The organism is Burkholderia sp. MSMB1498 (assembly GCF_001526245.1).
In the GTDB taxonomy this organism is placed as follows: domain Bacteria; phylum Pseudomonadota; class Gammaproteobacteria; order Burkholderiales; family Burkholderiaceae; genus Burkholderia; species Burkholderia savannae.
This window is the reverse complement of record NZ_LOYJ01000132.1, coordinates 35,602-53,332: the sequence shown is the minus strand read 5'-3', so window position 1 is coordinate 53,332 and position 17,731 is coordinate 35,602. Positions and strand designations below refer to the sequence as shown.

15 protein-coding genes are annotated in these 17,731 nt (G+C 69.5%); 5 read left to right on the top strand and 10 right to left on the bottom strand.

The genetic code is table 11. The features are described 5' to 3' along the window. Window positions 1–121 precede the first annotated feature (121 nt). Window positions 122–1,081 (bottom strand): LysR family transcriptional regulator, encoded by a 960-nt coding sequence (locus WS91_RS31445; protein ID WP_059671674.1) that lies wholly within the window; start codon window positions 1,079–1,081, stop codon window positions 122–124. Between the two features lie 158 nt (window positions 1,082–1,239). On the opposite strand from WS91_RS31445, the gene WS91_RS31440 reads away from it, so the two are divergent. The 5 genes from WS91_RS31440 (at window position 1,240) to WS91_RS31420 (ending at window position 7,219) form a co-directional block, all read left to right on the top strand. Beyond that, a complete protein-coding gene (locus tag WS91_RS31440) occupies window positions 1,240–2,748 on the top strand; it encodes a M81 family metallopeptidase (RefSeq protein WP_059671687.1) in 1,509 nt (502 codons plus the stop codon). A gap of 285 nt (window positions 2,749–3,033) precedes the next feature. Continuing rightward, complete coding sequence (locus WS91_RS31435; protein ID WP_059671686.1) at window positions 3,034–4,122, top strand: alpha/beta fold hydrolase; 1,089 nt, start codon at window positions 3,034–3,036, stop codon at window positions 4,120–4,122. 17 nt (window positions 4,123–4,139) lie between these two features. Next, window positions 4,140–4,658: a cytochrome P460 family protein gene (locus WS91_RS31430; RefSeq protein WP_038755152.1), complete on the top strand. Its 519-nt coding sequence runs from the start codon at window positions 4,140–4,142 to the stop codon at window positions 4,656–4,658. Window positions 4,659–4,921: 263 nt separating this feature from the next. Then, entirely contained in the window at window positions 4,922–7,000 is a 2,079-nt protein-coding gene (locus WS91_RS31425) for a carbon starvation CstA family protein (protein WP_038755154.1), read from the top strand. A 12-nt stretch (window positions 7,001–7,012) separates the two neighbouring features. Next, window positions 7,013–7,219, top strand: a complete 207-nt coding sequence (locus WS91_RS31420) for a YbdD/YjiX family protein (RefSeq protein WP_038755157.1) — start codon at window positions 7,013–7,015, stop codon at window positions 7,217–7,219. A gap of 189 nt (window positions 7,220–7,408) precedes the next feature. Here the strand turns inward: WS91_RS31420 and WS91_RS31415 are convergent, their stop codons facing one another. The 9 genes from WS91_RS31415 to WS91_RS31375 form a co-directional block, all read right to left on the bottom strand. Further along, window positions 7,409–7,834 carry a transcriptional regulator gene (locus WS91_RS31415; RefSeq protein ID WP_038755160.1) on the bottom strand — a complete coding sequence of 142 codons (426 nt, stop codon included), beginning with the start codon at window positions 7,832–7,834 and terminating at the stop codon, window positions 7,409–7,411. Between the two features lie 348 nt (window positions 7,835–8,182). Next, entirely contained in the window at window positions 8,183–9,541 is a 1,359-nt protein-coding gene (locus WS91_RS31410; RefSeq protein ID WP_059642644.1) for an aspartate aminotransferase family protein, read from the bottom strand. Between the two features lie 607 nt (window positions 9,542–10,148). Further along, window positions 10,149–10,586, bottom strand: coding sequence for a hypothetical protein (locus WS91_RS31405; RefSeq protein ID WP_038755278.1), 438 nt, complete (start codon window positions 10,584–10,586; stop codon window positions 10,149–10,151). A 138-nt stretch (window positions 10,587–10,724) separates the two neighbouring features. Beyond that, on the bottom strand, window positions 10,725–12,203 hold the full coding sequence (locus WS91_RS31400; protein WP_059671673.1) for an efflux transporter outer membrane subunit: 1,479 nt from the start codon (window positions 12,201–12,203) through the stop codon (window positions 10,725–10,727). A gap of 9 nt (window positions 12,204–12,212) precedes the next feature. Beyond that, entirely contained in the window at window positions 12,213–13,127 is a 915-nt protein-coding gene (locus WS91_RS31395; protein WP_059671672.1) for an efflux RND transporter periplasmic adaptor subunit, read from the bottom strand. A gap of 16 nt (window positions 13,128–13,143) precedes the next feature. Next, entirely contained in the window at window positions 13,144–13,338 is a 195-nt protein-coding gene (locus tag WS91_RS31390; RefSeq protein WP_038755172.1) for a DUF1656 domain-containing protein, read from the bottom strand. Further along, a complete protein-coding gene (locus WS91_RS31385) occupies window positions 13,328–15,454 on the bottom strand; it encodes an FUSC family protein (RefSeq protein ID WP_059575609.1) in 2,127 nt (708 codons plus the stop codon). The genes WS91_RS31390 and WS91_RS31385 overlap by 11 nt, the downstream gene beginning before the upstream one ends. A 111-nt stretch (window positions 15,455–15,565) precedes the next feature. Next, window positions 15,566–16,489: a LysR family transcriptional regulator gene (locus tag WS91_RS31380; RefSeq protein WP_059642634.1), complete on the bottom strand. Its 924-nt coding sequence runs from the start codon at window positions 16,487–16,489 to the stop codon at window positions 15,566–15,568. Between the two features lie 724 nt (window positions 16,490–17,213). Beyond that, window positions 17,214–17,567: a DOPA 4,5-dioxygenase family protein gene (locus WS91_RS31375; RefSeq protein WP_059671671.1), complete on the bottom strand. Its 354-nt coding sequence runs from the start codon at window positions 17,565–17,567 to the stop codon at window positions 17,214–17,216. Window positions 17,568–17,731 lie beyond the last annotated feature (164 nt).

Below are 17,731 nucleotides of genomic sequence, written 5' to 3'. Positions count from 1 at the left end.
CCGCCAAGGAAAACCATGGATCTCCGCGGCTCCTCGTGTGGCCCGTGAATCCCATTGCAATCGACGCGTTCGCCTATATCAGCCACCGTGACAAAACGAAGCAAGCACTGAATGCAAGCGTTCAATGCTTGCCGTGTCGACTCTTTCGTTTCCTGCCGCCGCCGGCAGCCGGCCCCGAAAACACCGCCAACCGAGTCTCGATCCATTTGAGCAATTCGAGCGGACCGGGCGCGAGCGGCCGTCCCGACTTGACGAGCACCCGCGCATGCGTCCCCTCGAATAGCGGATGCGCGATCGGCACCGTCGTCAGCTCGCCGTTCGCAATCTCCCGATAGGCGGCGAACTCGCCGATCAGCGTGATGAAGTTCTCCGCGGTGACGATGCGCTTCAAGGCCGTCAGCGAATTCGTCGTCAACGTCGGCCGGATCGCGACGTTCTCGGCCAGCTCCAGCATCTTCACCACGTGACCGATGCCGAACGTCGGCGGCATCAGCGCGAGCGGGTACGCGCGAAGATCGTCGATGGCCGCCGGCCGCTTGCGCCGCGCGAGCGGGTGATCGCGCCGCAGCAACAGCACGACCGGCTGCGGCGAGCTCGCGCGATACGCGATCTGCGGATGGGGCGGCGGATTGTACGCGAGCCCGATGTGCGCGCGGCTTTGCGCGACCTCTTCGAGAATCGAATCGACCGCCAGCATGTCCACGCCGATCGCGAGCTTCGGGTATGTCGCGCAGAACGGCGCCAGCACGTCGTCGACGAGCGTGTCGACGAATCCTTCGCTGACGACGATCCGGATGTGCCCTTGCTGCAGGCCCTTCAGCGCGTGAAGCTGGTCTTCGAGCTTTTCCTGTTGCGACCGGTAGCCCCGCCAGAACTCGAGCAGATGCGCGGCGGCCTCAGTCGGCCGCACGCCGCGCGCCTGCCGCTCGAACAGCGCGGTGCCGAGCTCTTCCTCGAGCAGCCTGATCTGCCGCGTGATGACGGACGGCGACGTGTTGATGTGCTCCGCTGCGCCGCGAATGGTGCCGTGCGTCAGCACTTCATGAAAGTACCGAAGGCGCTGGAGGTTGATGTCTCGCATCGAGGGCTCCCGTGTCGATCTGTCGTTGCTCACGAGTCAACGATATGTGAACTTAGTTGCTCTTGCTAGTAGCGCCATGCGCTGCCAACATGAACGCCATGCAGCGATCGTCCGGCGAAGGCACGCACGAGATGCCGTCCTCCACACGGAAAGGCGAAATGAACATTCTGATTGCAGGCTTCCAGCACGAGACCAATACGTTCGCGCCGACGCGGGCGTCGTATCAGAGCTTCGTTCGCGGCGAAGGCTTTCCGCCGCTGGCGCGCGGCGCGGACGTGCTGTTGCTGCGCGACGTCAACGTGCCGGTCGGCGGCTTCATCCGGGCCGCTCAGGCGAACGGGCACGCGCTGCTGCCCGTGATCTGGGCGGGCGCGTGCCCGTCCGCGCACGTCACGGCCGACGCGTTCGAGCGGATCGGCGGCGAGATCGTCGCCGCGGTCGAGGCGGGCGGGTTCGACGCGATCTATCTCGACCTGCACGGCGCGATGGTCACCGAGCAGCACGACGACGGCGAAGGCGAGATCCTCGCGCGCGTGCGGCGGATCGTCGGTAGCCGGATGCCGATCGTCGCGTCGCTCGATCTGCACGCGAACGTCACCGCGCGGATGGCCGCGCACGCGAGCGCGCTCGTCGCGTATCGCACCTATCCTCACGTCGACATGGCGGCAACCGGCGAGCGCGCCGCGCAGGTGCTCGAGCGAATCGTGTCCGAACGCCGGCCGCTGCATTGCGCGATGCGCCGGCTGCCGTTCCTGATCCCGATCAACGGCATGTGCACGCACGCGGAGCCCGCGGGCGGCGCGTATCGATTGCTCGCGCAACTCGAACGGGACGGCGTCGTATCGATGTCGTTCGCTCCGGGTTTTCCGGCCGCCGATTTTCCGGAATGCGGGCCCACGGTGTGGGCGCACGCGTTCGATGGCGACGCGGCCGAGCGTGCGGTCGACGTGCTGTGCGCGAAACTCGTCGACGACGAAACGCGCTGGGGCGTGCCGTTCCTGACGCCCGACGCCGCCGTGGCCGAAGCGATTCGCCTGAGCCGCGGCGCGACGAAACCCGTCGTCATCGCCGACACGCAGGACAACCCCGGCGCGGGCGGCGACGCCGACACGATGGGCATGGTGCGGGCGCTGCTTCGCCGCGCGGCGACGGACGCGGCGGTGGGCGTGATCTGGGACCCCGACGCCGCGGCCGCCGCGCACCGCGCGGGCGTCGGCGCGCGCATCGGTCTGAGCCTCGGCGGCCGCTCGGGCGTGCGCGGCGATGCGCCGCTCGCGGCCGATTTCGAGGTCGAGCATCTGTCCGACGGGTGTTTTCGTTTCGACGGCCCGATGTTCAACGGCGCGCGCGGCGATCTCGGCGCGGTGGCCTGCCTGCGCATCGAAGGCGTCAGGATCGCGGTGAGCACGAACAAGATGCAGACCTTCGAGCGCAACCAGTTCCGTGTCGCGGGCATCGAGCCCGAGCGGATGCGGATCGTCGTGAACAAGAGCTCGGTTCATTTTCGTGCGGACTTCGAAGCGATCGCCGAGGCGATCCTCGTCGCGAAAGCGCCGGGGCCGATGGCCGCCGATCCCGCGGATCTCGCGTGGGCGCGCCTCGATCCGGACATTCGCCTCCGGCCGAACGGGCAGACCTTCGGGGCGTTTCGCGCGGCGATGCGTTAGTTCGTTTCCGTTTCCATTTCCATTCGATTGCACGTCACCGGTGCGCGCGACGTCCGCCTGCCGGCCCGGCTCGCGCCCGCCGTTCCGCGAATGCGGGCGCGGCCCGCGTGTCCGGTGACGCCGATGGTTCGCAGTCCGTCGATTCGATGCATTGCTTCGTTCCGGGAGGCCGAGCGATGCCGCGCAATGCCGATCGATCGCCTGTTCATGCGGCGCGCCATGCGCCGCGCATTTCGCGCCGCATGCGATGCGGCGTTTTCCGGCAACCTTGAAGGAGGACTGATCATGTCCAATGCGATAAACGTCCGGCGCCGCCGGCTGATGGGCACCGCGCTCGCGGGCGTCGGCGTGATGAACCTCGGTCTCGACGGGCTTGCCCGCGCGCAGTCCGCGCCGCGCTCGGCGGGCGCGAGCGGCGCAACGGGCGATTCAAGCACCCCGAACGTCCCGAACGCCCCGAACGCCGCGAACGCCGCGACGTTCGACACGATCCATCAGATCGACGCCGGCCCGCTCAACGTCGGCTACGCGCAAGCCGGGCCGAAGGACGGTCCGGCCGTCATCCTGCTGCACGGATGGCCGTACGACATCCACAGCTTCGCCGACGTGGCGCCGCTCGTCGCATCGGCCGGCTATCGCGTCGTGGTGCCGTACCTGCGCGGCTACGGCTCGACGCGCTTGCTGTCGGACGACACGCCGCGCAACGGCCAGCAGGCGGTCATCGCCGCCGACATCGTCGCGCTGATGGACGCACTGAAGATCGATCAGGCCGTGCTCGGCGGCTTCGACTGGGGCGCGCGCACGGCGGCCATCGTCGCGGCTTTGTGGCCCGAGCGCTGCAAGGCGCTCGTGTCGGTGAGCGGCTATCTGATCGGCAGCCAGGAGGCGAACCGCAAGCCGCTGCCGCCGAAGGCCGAGCTCGCGTGGTGGTATCAGTTCTATTTCGCAACCGAGCGCGGCGCGGCCGGCTATGCGGCGAACCGCGACGATTTCAACCGGCTGATCTGGCAGCTCGCGTCGCCGAAGTGGCGTTTCGACGACGCGACGTACGAACGCTCGGCGCAATCGTTCCGGAATCCTGATCACGCGGCGATCGTCATCCACAACTATCGATGGCGTCTGGGGCTCGCGCAGGGCGAGCGTCGATTCGACGCGCTCGAGGCGCGTCTCGCGGCCGCGCCTGCGATCACGGTGCCGACGATCACGCTCGAAGGCGACGCCAACGGCGCGCCGCATCCCGAGCCCGCCGCTTACGCGAAGAAGTTCGTCGGCAAGTATCTGCATCGCGACGTCGCGGGCGGCGTCGGGCACAACCTGCCGCAGGAGGCGCCGAAGGCGTTCGCCGACGCGATCCTGCAAGTCGCGCATCTGTGACGCGAGGAGGATAGTCGATGTCGAAGCGAAGTTTTCGAATGGCCCGCGCGCTCGCCGCAGGCGCGTTTCTGCTGTTCGCGGTGCGGGGCGGCGGCGCGTTCGCGGACGCATCGAAGCCGGCCGCGTCGCCGATCTACGGTGTGACGCTTCCCGAAGGCTATCGGAAGTGGGAGATGATCGCGCCGGCCGAAGAGGCGGCGCCGCTCGACGAGCTGCGCGTGGTGCTCGGCAATCCCGCCGCCGTGAAGGCGATCGAGCATGCGACGTTGCCGTTTCCGGACGGCGCGATGCTCGTGAAGCTCGCGTACAAGCGCAAGCCGTCCGCCGAGTTCGAATCCGCGACCGTGCCGGGCCAGGCGACGACGGTGCAGGTGATGGTCAAGGATTCGCGCCGGTATGCGTCGACGGGAGGCTGGGGCTTCGGCCGTTTCGTCAACGGCGCACCGGCCGACGAAGCGCAGCATCGGACCTGTTTCGCGTGCCATCAGGCCCGCGTGAAGGATCGCGATTTCGTCTTCACGCGTTTTGCACCATAGTGTCGCGCCGCAGCGCGCCGGCGAGGCGGCGGTTTCCTTTGTCGCCGTTCGGTTTTATATTCCGAGGAATCGAACGGCGCTCACCCCCTCGCAAACCCCTACGCAATGCTACGTAGATGCCGTACGTAGTCATGCGCTTGTTAGGTTTGCATCGAAGGCGAACAATATGGCCCCATCGCTACGTCCCGACGGAGCGTGACGCTTGCCGTCGTTGCGCGCGGCTCCCCGCCGCGCATATTTCGAAAAAATAGACAGGAGACGCCATGAATCGGGCTTCCGGTTATTTGCTGTGGATCGCCGTCGCGCTGCTCGGCGCGTTCGCGTTCGGCACGATCGCGCTCGCGCACGGCGAGCGGGTCAGCGCGCTATGGATCGTGATCGCCGCCGTTTGCGTGTATTTGATCGCGTATCGCTTTTACAGCCGCTTCATCGCGAGCAAGGTCGTCCAGCTCGACGGCCTGCGGATGACCCCCGCCGTCAAGTTCAACGATGGCCTCGACTACGTGCCGACCAACAAATACGTGCTGTTCGGCCACCATTTCGCCGCGATCGCGGGCGCGGGCCCGCTCGTCGGCCCCGTGCTCGCCGCGCAGATGGGCTACACGCCCGGCATGCTGTGGATTCTCGCGGGCGTCGTGTTCGCGGGCGCGGTGCAGGATTTCATCGTGCTGTTCATCTCGACGCGCCGCGACGGCCGCTCGCTCGGCGATCTCGTCAAGATGGAGCTCGGCGCGGTGCCCGGCGTGATCGCGCTGTTCGGCGCGTTCCTGATCATGGTGATCATTCTCGCGGTGCTCGCCCTCATCGTCGTGAAGGCGCTGACGAATTCGCCGTGGGGCACGTTCACCGTCGCCGCGACGATTCCGATCGCGCTCTTCATGGGCGTCTACACGCGCTACATCCGGCCGGGCCGCATCGGCGAAGTGTCGATCATCGGTTTCGTGCTGCTGATGGCGTCGATCGCGTACGGCCAGCACGTGCACGATTCGCCGACGCTCGCCGCGTGGTTCACGTTCAGCGGCACGCAGCTCACGTGGATTCTGATCGGCTACGGCTTCGTCGCGTCGGTGCTGCCGGTGTGGCTGCTGCTCGCGCCGCGCGACTATCTGTCGACGTTCCTGAAGATCGGCACGATCGTCGGCCTCGCGATCGGCATCCTGATCGTCGCGCCGGAGCTGAAGATGCCGGCGCTCACGAAGTTCGTCGACGGCACGGGCCCGGTCTGGTCGGGCAACCTGTTCCCGTTCCTGTTCATCACGATCGCGTGCGGCGCGGTGTCGGGCTTCCACTCGCTGATCGCGTCGGGCACGACGCCGAAGCTGCTCGACAACGAAACCAACGCGCGCTTCATCGGCTACGGCGCGATGCTGATGGAATCGTTCGTCGCGATCATGGCGCTCGTCGCCGCGTGCGTGATCGAGCCGGGCGTGTACTTCGCGATGAACGCGCCCGCGGCCGTGCTCGGCACGACGCCGGAGGCGGTTGCGCAGACCGTCACGCAATGGGGCTTCATGCTGACGCCCGACATGCTGACCGAAACGGCGAAGGCCGTCGGCGAGACGACGATCATCGCGCGCGCCGGCGGCGCGCCGACGCTCGCGGTCGGCATGGCGCAGATCCTGCACCAGGTGATCGGCGGCCAGGCGATGATGGCGTTCTGGTATCACTTCGCGATCCTGTTCGAAGCGCTCTTCATCCTGACCGCGGTCGACGCGGGCACGCGCGCGGGCCGCTTCATGCTGCAGGACCTGCTCGGCACGTTCCATCCGGCCTTGAAGCGCACCGAATCGCTGCCGGCGAACCTGATCGCGACCGCGCTGTGCGTGGCCGCGTGGGGCTACTTCCTGTATCAGGGCGTGGTCGATCCGCTCGGCGGCATCAACACGCTGTGGCCGCTTTTCGGCATTTCGAACCAGATGCTCGCCGCGATCGCGCTCGTGCTCGGCACCGTCGTGCTGTTCAAGATGAAGCGCGAGCGTTACGCGTGGGTGACGATCGTGCCGACTGCGTGGCTGCTGATTTGCACGCTGACGGCCGGCTGGCAGAAGGTGTTCGATTCGAACCCGAAGGTCAGCTTCCTCGCGCATGCGGCGAAGCTGCAAGCGGCGGCGGCCGACGGCAAGGTGCTCGCGCCCGCGAAGACGCTTGCGCAAATGCAGCGGATCATCTTCAACGACTACGTCGACGCGGCGCTCGCGGCGCTGTTCATCCTCGTCGTCGTGAGCATCGCGGCGTACGGCGTGATCGCGGTCGCGCGCGCGCGCCGTGCCGCGCAGCCGACATCGCGCGAGACGCCGTACGAGCCGATGCCGGCCGCGCAGGCGCTCGGCAGCGGGCGCTGACGGGAGGCCGCGATGTTCTCCGATCTCGGCGGCGAATTGCGCACCGCGGGCCGTTATCTGGGGCAGGCGCTGCGATTGATGGTCGGCCTGCCCGACTACGAAGGCTACGTCGCGCACATGCGCGCGACGCATCCCGATCGTCCGGTGATGACGTACGAGGAGTTTTTCCGCGAACGGCAGAATGCGCGATACGGTTCGGGAGCGGGGAAATGCTGCTGACGGCGTAGTCCGCGGGCGGCGGCGGTTTCGCGATGCGCTTGTCGCGATCGCGCAAAAGCGTCACGGTGCGAGCCGTGGCGCTTTTTTCATGGGCGGATGCGGCGGGACGACGCGTTGGATCGAAGCGGCGAACGGCCAGGCGGATGGATGGACGATGGCCCGATGAGTATCCGCCGACATCTGCGCCGCTCAGCGCCGCTTCGACGGATCACCGCAGAAATGCTCGATCAATTCCTGCATCAGATAGCGATGATGCGGCGAGAGCGCCTCGATCTTCGATGCCAGCTCGATGGTCTCCGCCGTCGGCGCGTATTTTTCGTCGCGTCGCGCCGGCTCGTGCGTCCTGCCGCCGGGCGCGCCGGGCGGCGGGCCGTAATGGAGCCAATGCAGATCGACGCGCAGCCAATCGGCGAGCGTGCGCAACTTGTCGGGCGTCGGGATCGTGCGGCCCGTCAGCCATTTGTGTGCGGTTTGCGGAGAAATCGGGTGTTCGCCGCGATGCCGCAGATTGAAGTGCAGCGCAAGGGCGGTCGCGCCGGAGATTTTCTCCGGGCTGCGCTGCAGGGCGAATTTGAGGCGTTCTGCGAACGCCGCTTTTTCTTCGAGCGTCGGCATGGCCGCATTGTGCGGCTGCACATCGTCGAGGCGGACAACCAATCGGGCTATTAATGGCCTATATAAGATATATTTGGCTTGGCGTTGAAAGGTTGAGCAGATTTATTTTGGCTGCTTTATTCGCCGCCCAATCTGACATTGAATTCCGCATTGTGTCGCGACGAGTATCCAGTTGTCAGGTTTTAATTAACTCGTGTGAGATAATGTATCTGGCATCCGGTTACTCGTGCGAACTGGCGCGCTATTCGGCATCCTCCGTGTTCCCGTCGCCGACAAGCGTTCCCGCGGCACGCACGCATGCACGCACGCGCGCTCGCATCGTTCTTCGTGGCGTCCGCGCGACGTCGCTCAGACCATCTCCCCGATGCATGCATCGAATGCCGCGACCAGCCGATCGACGTCTTCCGCGCCCGTTTCCGGACACACGAGCATCATGTTGTGGAACGGCGTGATCAGCACGCCGCGGTTCAGCAGATACAGATGCACGATGTGCTCGAGCTCGCCGTCGAGCTGCATTCCGGCGATCGCGCCGTTGCGCGGCGGCGTCGGCGCGAACTGGAATTCGGTGCGCGCGCCGATCCGCGTCACGCACCACGGCAGCCCGCGCCGCGCGATCGCCTGTTCGAGGCCGGCCGCGAGCCGTGCGGCGAGGTCGAACATGTGCGCGTACGCGGCGTCCGTCATCACGTCGGCGAGCGTCGCGCGGATCGCGCGCATCGCCAGCATGTTCGCGGTCAGCGTCGTGCCGATGCCGGAATGACCGGGCGGCGCGCTCGCTTTCGCGTGCTGCGCGCGCTCGGCGAACGACGCGCTGAAGCCGTACACCGCGCACGGCACGCCGCCGCCGATCGGCTTGCCGACGACGAGCAGATCCGGCTCGAGCCCATGCGCGACCGCGTAGCCGCCGGGGCCGCTGCTGATCGTATGGGTTTCGTCGATCGCGAGCAGCGTGCCGTGGCGGCGCGTCAGCGCGCGCGCTTCGCGCCAGAAGCCGGGGTCGGGCAGCACCATGCCGATGTTGGTCAGCGCCGGCTCGGCGAGCACGCACGCGACGTCGCCGCTCTCCAGCGCGGCTTCGAGCGCGGCGAGATCGTTGAATTCGACGACGCGCGTGTACGCGAGCAGATCGTGCGCCTGGCCGAGCAGGCTGTCGCGCTGCGCCGGCTTGCCGTCGACGAGATCGACGAACACGTCGTCGACGGTGCCGTGATAGCAGCCGTTGAACACGACGATGTGCTTGCGGCCCGTTGCCGCGCGCGCCCAGCGCAGCGCGAAGCGGTTCGCGTCGCTCGCGCTCAGCGCGAACTGCCAGTACGGCAGCCGGAAGCGGCGCGCGAGCTCCGCGCCGACCCACGCGGCGTCCTCGCTCGGCAGCATCGTCGTGTAGCCGCGCGTTGCCTGCTCGGCGAGCGCGCGCGCGACGGGCTCGGGCGCGTGGCCGAACATCGCGCCCGTGTCGCCGAGGCAGAAGTCGGCGTAGCGATGGCCGTCGACGTCGGTGAAATGCGCGCCGCGCGCGTGATCGACGTGCAGCGAGAAGGGCGTCGACCAGTCGCGCATCCAGTGCAGCGGCACGCCGAACAGCAGGTGCTGCGCCGCTTCGGCGCAGCGCGCGCGCGATGTCGGCATGGCTCGTTCGAAGGCGTCGCGTTCGCGTGCGAGGAGCGCGCGGGCGCGCGTCAGATTGACTCCGTGGCGAATTTCCAAGTGGGCTCCTTTGCGGAATGAAACGGAATCGCGGAACGTCGGCGAAAGCTTCGCATATTCATTCGAGTTGGTCGATTCGCGGGAGCCGGGCGGGCGTCGGCGCGCGCCCGGCGCGACAGGCGATGGCCGAGCCGGCGCGCGGGGACGGGCGGGGGACGGCGAAATGCGCCGCGAGATGTCGGAAGCGTCGCGCAAGGCGATGGGCGAACGGGCGTTGTCGGTCGCAGTGCGTCGCGGACGATCGACGGGCGCCGGCGCTCGGCGCATTGACCGCCGTTGCGGGCGGCGAGCGTCGGCGTCGGCGGCGCGGCGTCGATGAGGGCCATGGCCGATGCGCGTTGCGACCGATCGGCTCACGCCGACGCGTAAGGCGTTCACTTGCCGTTGCGAGCATCGCGACCGGAGCGGCGAGCGCGCCGAAAGACACCTATGCCGGGCGGCGAGTGTCGTCGTCGTCGGCGGCGCGGCGTCGAAACCGACCACGTCGCATCGGCATGCCGCCGCAGCGACGCCGCCGGCATGCGCCGTCCGCGCATCGCCGGCGCACGTTCGCGCCGGCGCCGACGGCCGAGCGTGGCGACTTCGGCCCGGATCGCCGCCTTGCGTATCAGGTCCGCCGCGCGTGCGTTTCGACGCCGGTTGCGCCGCTCGCTGCCGTGAGCCGCGCGGCGAGCGCCGTCGCCTCGCCGAGCGACGCGACCGCCTCGTGCGGAATCCCGAACGCCTTGACGGCCATCCGGCCTTGCTCGGCGACGGCCGCGCGCCGCTCGGGATCGGGCTCGACGCTGATGAGCGCCCTGCACACCGCGCCGAGCGCCGTCCTGTTCCGCTTGAGCCACATCGCGCGATGCTTGCGGTCGTCGTGGCTCTCGCCGGCTTCGAGCGAGACGTACACGACGACGAACGGCGCGCCGCCGCGCATCAGCGCGTCGATTTCCTTCTCCCATTGCGTCGCGTAGCCGGGCGTCGCGGCGCTTTCGCGGAATACGCACATCGGAAACCGGCTCACGTCGTGCACGACGAAATCCTGCGGATCGAGATTCATGGCAATGCTCCCGGAATGGATGACGAAAAAAAAATCCGAAGACGAAGACGAAGACGATGGCAAAGGCAAAGGCAAAGGCAAAGGCGAAGGCGAACGCCACGACGAGGCGCGAAGCGAAGCGGCGCAGCGCGGCGGCCGTCAAGGCCCGCGCGCGTCCGGCGGGCCGTCGGCTTGCGCGACCGGCGCATCGCGCCGCCAGCCTGCGCCGAGCGCCTTGTACAGCGCGATCACGCCCTGCACGTGCGCGAGGCGGCTCAGCGCGAGCGCGTCGCGCGCGCGGTACGTCGCGCGCTGCGCGGTCAGCACCGACAGGTAATCGCTCAGTCCGCCGCGATACAGGCGCATTGCGCGCGACTGCGCGTCCTGGCTGCTGTCGGCCGCCGCGACGAGCGCCTTCTGCCGGTCGCGCTCGGCGCGGATCGCGGTCAGCGCGTCCTCGACCTCGCGGAACGCGACGCGCACGCGCTGCGCATGCGCGATGCGCGCCGCCTCGGCGGCGGCCTGCGCGGCGCTGACGCCCGCTTTCGCGCGGCCGCCGTCGTAGAGCGTTTGCGTGCCTTCGAGCGCAATGGACCACGCGACGCTCGCGCTCGCGAACAAGTCCTGCACGAGGCTCGCGGTCGAGCCGACGCTCAGCGGAATCGCGAAGCGCGGCAATTGCGCGGCGCGCGCGACGCCGATCTGCGCGGTGGCGGCCGCGAAGCGCCGCTCGGCGGCGCGGATGTCGGGCCGCTCGCGGATCACGTCGGCCAGCAGCGCGACGGGCAACTGCGGCGCGACGGGCAGCGTCGCGCCGGGCGCGGCGAGCGCGTCGCGCAGCTCGCCGGGAAAGCCGCCCGTCAGCACGCCGATCGCGTGCGCGAGCCGCGCGACGCTCGCCCGCAGCGGCGGCAGCGCGGCCTGCGCGAGCTCGAGCTCGGCGCGCGCCTGCGCGACCTCGAACGATGTGCCGAGACCGCGCCGCTGCGCGCGCTCGGTCAGCCGCAGCGTCGCGTCGAGGCTCGCGACGTTGTCCGCCGCGAGCCGCAGCCGGGCCTGGCTCGCGCGCAGTTCCGCGTAATCGGACGCGAGCTCGGCGACGAGGCTCACGAGAATCGCGCGGCGGTCTTCGTCGATCGCCTCGACTTGCGCATCCGCGGATTCGATCGCGCGCCGCGTGCCGCCGAAGACGTCGAGCTCCCACGACGTGTCGAAACCGAGCCGATACGTTCGCGATTGGCCGATGCCCGGCGGCCAGTCGAGCGCGCGCGACGAACGCAGCGCGTCGGCCGTGCCGCCCGCGGAGACGGCCGGGCCGAGCCGGCTCGCGATCCGGTCGCGCTCGGCGCGCGCCTGCAACAGCCGCTGGCGCGCGATCGCGAGGTCCTGATTGCCGCCGATCGCCTGCGCGATCAGCTTGTCGAGCAGCGGATCGCGGAACGCGCGCCACCAGTCCTGCGATCGCGCGGGATCGGCCGGCGCGGCGTCGCCGCCGCGCGCCGTCCAGTCGGACGGATGCGCGGGCCGCGGCGGACGATAGTCGGGGCCGACCGCCGTGCACGCGGCAAGCGCGATCGCGCAGGCGCCGGCCGTGAGCGCGGCGGCGCATCGTGGCGGACGGAAAGAAATGGATCGCATCGCCGCCGCCTACATCAACGTGTGCAGCCACGACGCGAGCCGGCCGCGCGGCGTCGAGCGGCGGCCGGCCTCGCCGATCTCGACGCTGCAGGTCATGCCGGCCGCGAGCAGCACGCCCGCCGGCACGCGATCGAGCTCGATGCGCACCGGAATCCGCTGCGCGAGCCGCACCCAGCTGAACGTCGGATTGACGCTCGGCAGTCCGAGTTCGTCGAGGCCGCCGTTCTCGTCGGCGATGCCGCGGCCGATGCTTGCCACACGGCCGCTCAGCAGCGGATCGAAACCCATCAGCTTGATCCGCGCGGGCGCGCCCGTTGCGATGCGGCGCAGCTTCGTTTCCTCGAAATAGCCGGTGATCCAGAAGCTGTGCGCGTCGAGCACCGAGATGCCGGGCTTGCCCGCGACCGCGTAGTCGCCGCGACGCAAGCGCAGCTGCGTGACGTAGCCGTCGACCGGCGAGCGCAGCGTCGCGCGCTCGAGATCGAGCTCCGCGACTTCGAGCGCGGCGAGCGCCTTGCGGTATTCGGCCTGCGCGATCGACACCGCGCGGCCCGAGCGCTGGATGTCCTCTTGCGGCACGAGATCGTCGAGGCCGGTGCGGCGGCGCGCCTCGTCGCGTTTCTGCCGCATCGCCTCGGCGCTCGCGGCGACTTGCGCCTGCGCCTGCTCGAGCGCGAGCGCGAAGCGCCGCGGATCGATCCGGTACAGCACGTCGCCTTTCGATACGCGCTGGTTGTCGGCGACAGCGACGCCGATCACGGTTCCGGACACTTCCGGCGCGATTCGCACGACGTGCGCGCTCACGCGGCCGTCGCGGGTCCAGGGGGCGAGCACGTACGCGTGCCAGAGGGCGGCGACGAGCGCGATCGCGAGGCCGATCGCGACGAGCGTCGCCACGGAGCGGGTCAGGGGTTTGAGCGACATGGTGCGATGTGGCGAACTAGAGAAAGAGGATCAGCGCGGCGACGAGCACGAGCGAAACCGCGAACTCGAACAGCGCCGGGTGCCACACGCGGCGCAGCAGCCCGGCGCGCGCGAGCGCGGCGCGCACGGCCAGGTAGAGCGGCACGGTCGCGCATGCATAGACGAAGAACGGCGGCAGGTAGACGCCGGCCACGGCGAATTCACTGAGCACGGCGGGACCTCGGCGGAACGGGGGTGAAGTACGCGGCGTGCGTGTGCAGCAGCGTGTGCACGTCGGCGAACGCGGCCATCAGCCGCTTCAGCTCGACGTCGTGGCCGGGATGCGCGGCGGCGAGCCGGGCGATCGCACGGGCGGCGCGGCGCGCGTGCAGCGCCGCGCGCGCGGGCTCGGCGGCGCGGCGCGCGAGCCGCGCGAGGCCGGTGCGTGCGCAGTCGAGCGCGGGCGCGGGCAGATCGCCGCGCGCGACGAAGCGCCGGATGCGCAGCAATTCCTTGCCGACGTGCAGCGCGGCGAGCCCTTCGACGCTCGCCTGCGTCATCGCGGCCGGCCGGCTTTTCAGCAGCGCGGCGAGCTGCGCGATGCGGTGTTGCTGCCGCTGCGGCCACTGGGCCGCCGCCGGCCGCCTGTGGCGAGAAGCGAGGAGCCCGAGCGTATCGTCGCGGATCGTGCGGCGTAGCCGCGCGATGTCGGCGGCGAGGTTGCGCGGCAGGATCAGCTGGAACGCGAGCAGCGTGACGAACGTCGCGAGCACCCACGCGACCGATTGATTGAGGAACAGGCCGAGGTCGGGGCGAAACGGATTGGTCGCCGCGTTCAGCGTGTTGAACGCGACGAGATACGCGAGGCCCGCGAGCGCGGTCTTCGGCGTGCTCGTCGCATAGATGCCCGGCAGCCAGAACAGCGCGAGCGTCGCGACGAGGAGCGGAAAGCCCTCGATGCGCGGCAGCACGCCGAATGCGCAGACGAACGCGGCCGGCACCGCGGCGACCGTGCCCTTGATGAATGCCTTCGCGCCTGCTGCGGGATCGCCGGCCGTGGCGAGCAGCGCGCAATACGGCGCGACGACGAGCAGCATCATGTCGCCCTGATCCCAGCCGGTCGCGAACCATATCGCGCCCGTGATCACGATCGCGCACATCGAGCGCGCGCCGTTGCGCACGGCCGAGCGCGCGTCGCGATGAAAGCGCACGGGCGCGGGCTTGCCCTGCGGCCTTGGCCGCTGCAACTCGGCAAGGCCGCGCAGCGCGGCGAGATAGTCGTCGATCTGCTCGATCAGGCGCTCGCCCGCGATCAGCAGCGTCGCCTCGTCGCGCGGGTCGGCGAACGCGATCCCGGCGAGCGCGTTCCGCAAGCGCGTGCGCGCGTCGCCGAGCAGCGCGGCCGCGTGCGCGGCGCCGTCGGGACCGTCGTCGAGCGCGTCGGCGGCGGCCCGCCACGCCGCCTCGAGCCGCGGTTGCAGGCGCGCGATCGCGCGTGCGCCCGGACTGTCCGCGGGCAGCGGCGGCGTGCCGCCCGCGAGCGCGCCGAACAGCGACGCCATCCCGTGCCGCACGGCCATCGCGCGCTGCGCGAGGTCCTCCGATTCGGCCTTGCCGAGCGCGAGCAGATCGTCGATTCCGTAGATGTCGGCCAGCAGCGCGAGCCGCGTGTCGTCGCCGGGCGCGGCCGCGATGCCGCCGCGCTGCGCGGCGATCGCGCGCGCGACCGCCGCGGCGAGCCGCGTCACCAGCGCTTCGAGCTTGCCGCGAACGTCGCGGGCGCTGAACAGCATCGACACGAGGCTCAGGCACAGCACGCCGATCACGACGGTCGAGCCGCGGCCGATCACGCGTTCGAAGGTGAGCTCGGGGCGCAGCATCGCGCCGTATGTCGCGAGGCCGATCGTGTAGCCGGCGACCACCGTGCCCGACGCGCGAAAGTGCCGCAGCATCGTCATGCCGGCGACGCATAGGCCGAGCCAGAAGCCGAAGCCTAGAATGAAGAGCAGCGGCTGCTGCGCGAAGCAGCCCATCAGCACGAACGCGACGAGCATCCCGGCGATCGTGCCGGCGACGCGCCACACGCCCTTGCCGATCACCGCGCCTTGCACGGGATTGATCACGAGCAGCACCGTCGACGCGGCGGAGTACGGCGTCTCGAGCGCCAGCAGATACGCGACGCCGAGCGCGAGCGCGGCCGCGGCGATCGAGCGCGCGACATACGCGCCGCGCGGCGTGAACAGATCGAATTCGAATCGCTCGAGGCGCGCGAGCAGCGCCGCCGTCGCTCGGCTCGGCCGTCCGCGCGCCGCCGAGACGGCGGCCGTCTGATCTGCTGCGTCACGCACTGATCGCGCTCCGTGATGAATGACGGAGGCAGTCTACGGGCGTCGCTCGCGTTCAGAAAAGTGAAGTCTTTGCAATCGGCGCATGCGTGAGACGCACGCGTCGCGCGCGCGTCACGCGTGCGCCGGCTGCAACGCGCTCGGGCCCGTGCACAGCCCGCGCACGACGCGGCGCAGCCATTGATGCGCGGGGTCGCTCTGGAAGCGCGGATGCCACGCCTGCGTGATCAGCACGGTCTCGAGCGGCACCGGCAGCTCGAACGCGCGCACGTCGAGCCCCGCCTTCACTGCGCCGCACGCGAGATGCTCGGGCAGCGGCAGAATCAGATCCGACGCGTGCAGCGCGAATACCGCCGCGTACGGCGTCGGCACGACGAGCGCGACGCGGCGCTTCAGCCCGCGCTCAGCGAGCGCGGCGTCGATCGGCCCGGACGACTTGCCGCGCCGCGACACGCCGATGTGCGGCCAGCGCGCGAAGCGCTCGGGCGTGATGTCGTCGCCGAAGATCGGATGATCGCTGCGCGCGAGCCCGACGAACGTCGTCGTGAAGAGCGGCTGCACGCGGATCTCGGGCCCGAGGCGGCGCGACGCGCTGATGAACAGGTCGATGCGGCCGCTGCGCAGCGCGTCGTCGTCGACGTCGTCCTCCTCGGGCGTGAAGCGCAGCATCGCGCGCGGCATGCCGCGCTCCATCTCCTCGAGCAGCCGGCCGCTGTGCATGCCGACGAAGATGTCGTTCGCGCGCACGTTGAACTGCTTGTCGAGCGTGCGCAAATCGATTTCGGCGCTCGGCGCGAGCAGTTGCGACGCGCGCTCGATGGTCTCGCGCACGACGCCGCGCAGCGCGAGCGCGCGCGGCGTGGGCACCATCCTGCGCCCGGCCTGGACGAAAATGGGATCGCCGACGGTTTCGCGGATGCGCGCGAGCGTGCGGCTCATCGCGGGCGGGCTGAGATTCATGCGGCGCGCGGCGCCGACGACGCTGCCTTCTTCGAGCAGTGCGTCGAGCGCAATCAGCAGATTCAGATCGGGGGCCATCGGCTTCTCCGTGTCGTGGCGTGCATGCCACGCAATGGTAGTGCGAGAGTCGATCGTCCGGCGTTACCGCGGCGCACGCATCGATTGCGCGGCGCGCAACGCTCGATGAACGTATCGGCGGCTTCGTTCGCCGGTTCGGGCATGCGACGGCGCGCGAACTGCGTCGCCGCTCAATCCGTTGCGATGTCGGTCTCGCGGCGAGATATTCGCGCAGATCCGCGCGTATTCGGCTGCATGGGCGATCGGTGTCGCCGCACGGCGCTTGCACGCGCGATCCGGATGACGGGCCGTCGACGTGGGTGCGGCGTGACGTTCGACGGAGCTTCTTCGATTGCGACGCGGGCCGAGCTCGATATGACGCGATCGAATGCGGAGCGGGCGAAAGTGCTTCGGTCCGGCGCGACTCGGTCTGACGTGCGCCGGTTTGAGGCTGACGCGACTCGGTCTGACGTGGCCCGGCCCGGCTCGGTACGACGCGGCACGGCTCGGCACGACGTGACGTGACTCGGCCCGCGTGGCCTGGCTCGACCCGACCCGACCCGACCCGACCCGGTCCGACATGTCCCTGCTCGACGCGACCCAACCCGGCTCGACGTGCGCCGGTCGAGCGTGCGCCGGTCGAGCGTGACCCGGTCGAACCCGACGTTATCCGGCCCGATTCGCCGCTTTCGCGACGTGGCCGACTTCGCGGCGCGATACGCCGATGCGGCGCGCGTCGCGTCGTTTAGCCGCTCAACGCATCGAGATTCAACGCATATGAATGGCCGATCCAGACCGCGGCGTCGCGATGATCGCGCAGCTCGTCGCCCGTGTTCGGATGAACGAACACGTCGAGCGCGCCGTGGTGCAGCACGAGCCACGGCACGACTTCGGCGAATTGCGCCGGCTCGAACGCGATCTGATACGACCACGTCGGATGCGGCCCGACGAGTCGCTCGTGAAAACGGCCGAGCTGCACGGTCGCGCCGAAGCGTCGTTCGACGATCGCGCGAAACGCCCACGCAGCGTCGCGGCTCGATGCGTCGAAATATACGTGGGCATGCCAGCCGATGATGTCGGCGACGTCGGAAGATGTCATGGCGGTTCTCGGAATGTCTGCGCGTGCGCGGCGGCGTCGTGCGCCCGTGCGCATCGTTGTCGGTGGCGGCGCGTCGTTGGCGCCGGCTCAACGCGCATCGTAACGCGGCGCGAGCAAGCGTGCTTGCGAGTTAGCGGCGCAAGTGGCGCACGCGGCGCAAGTGG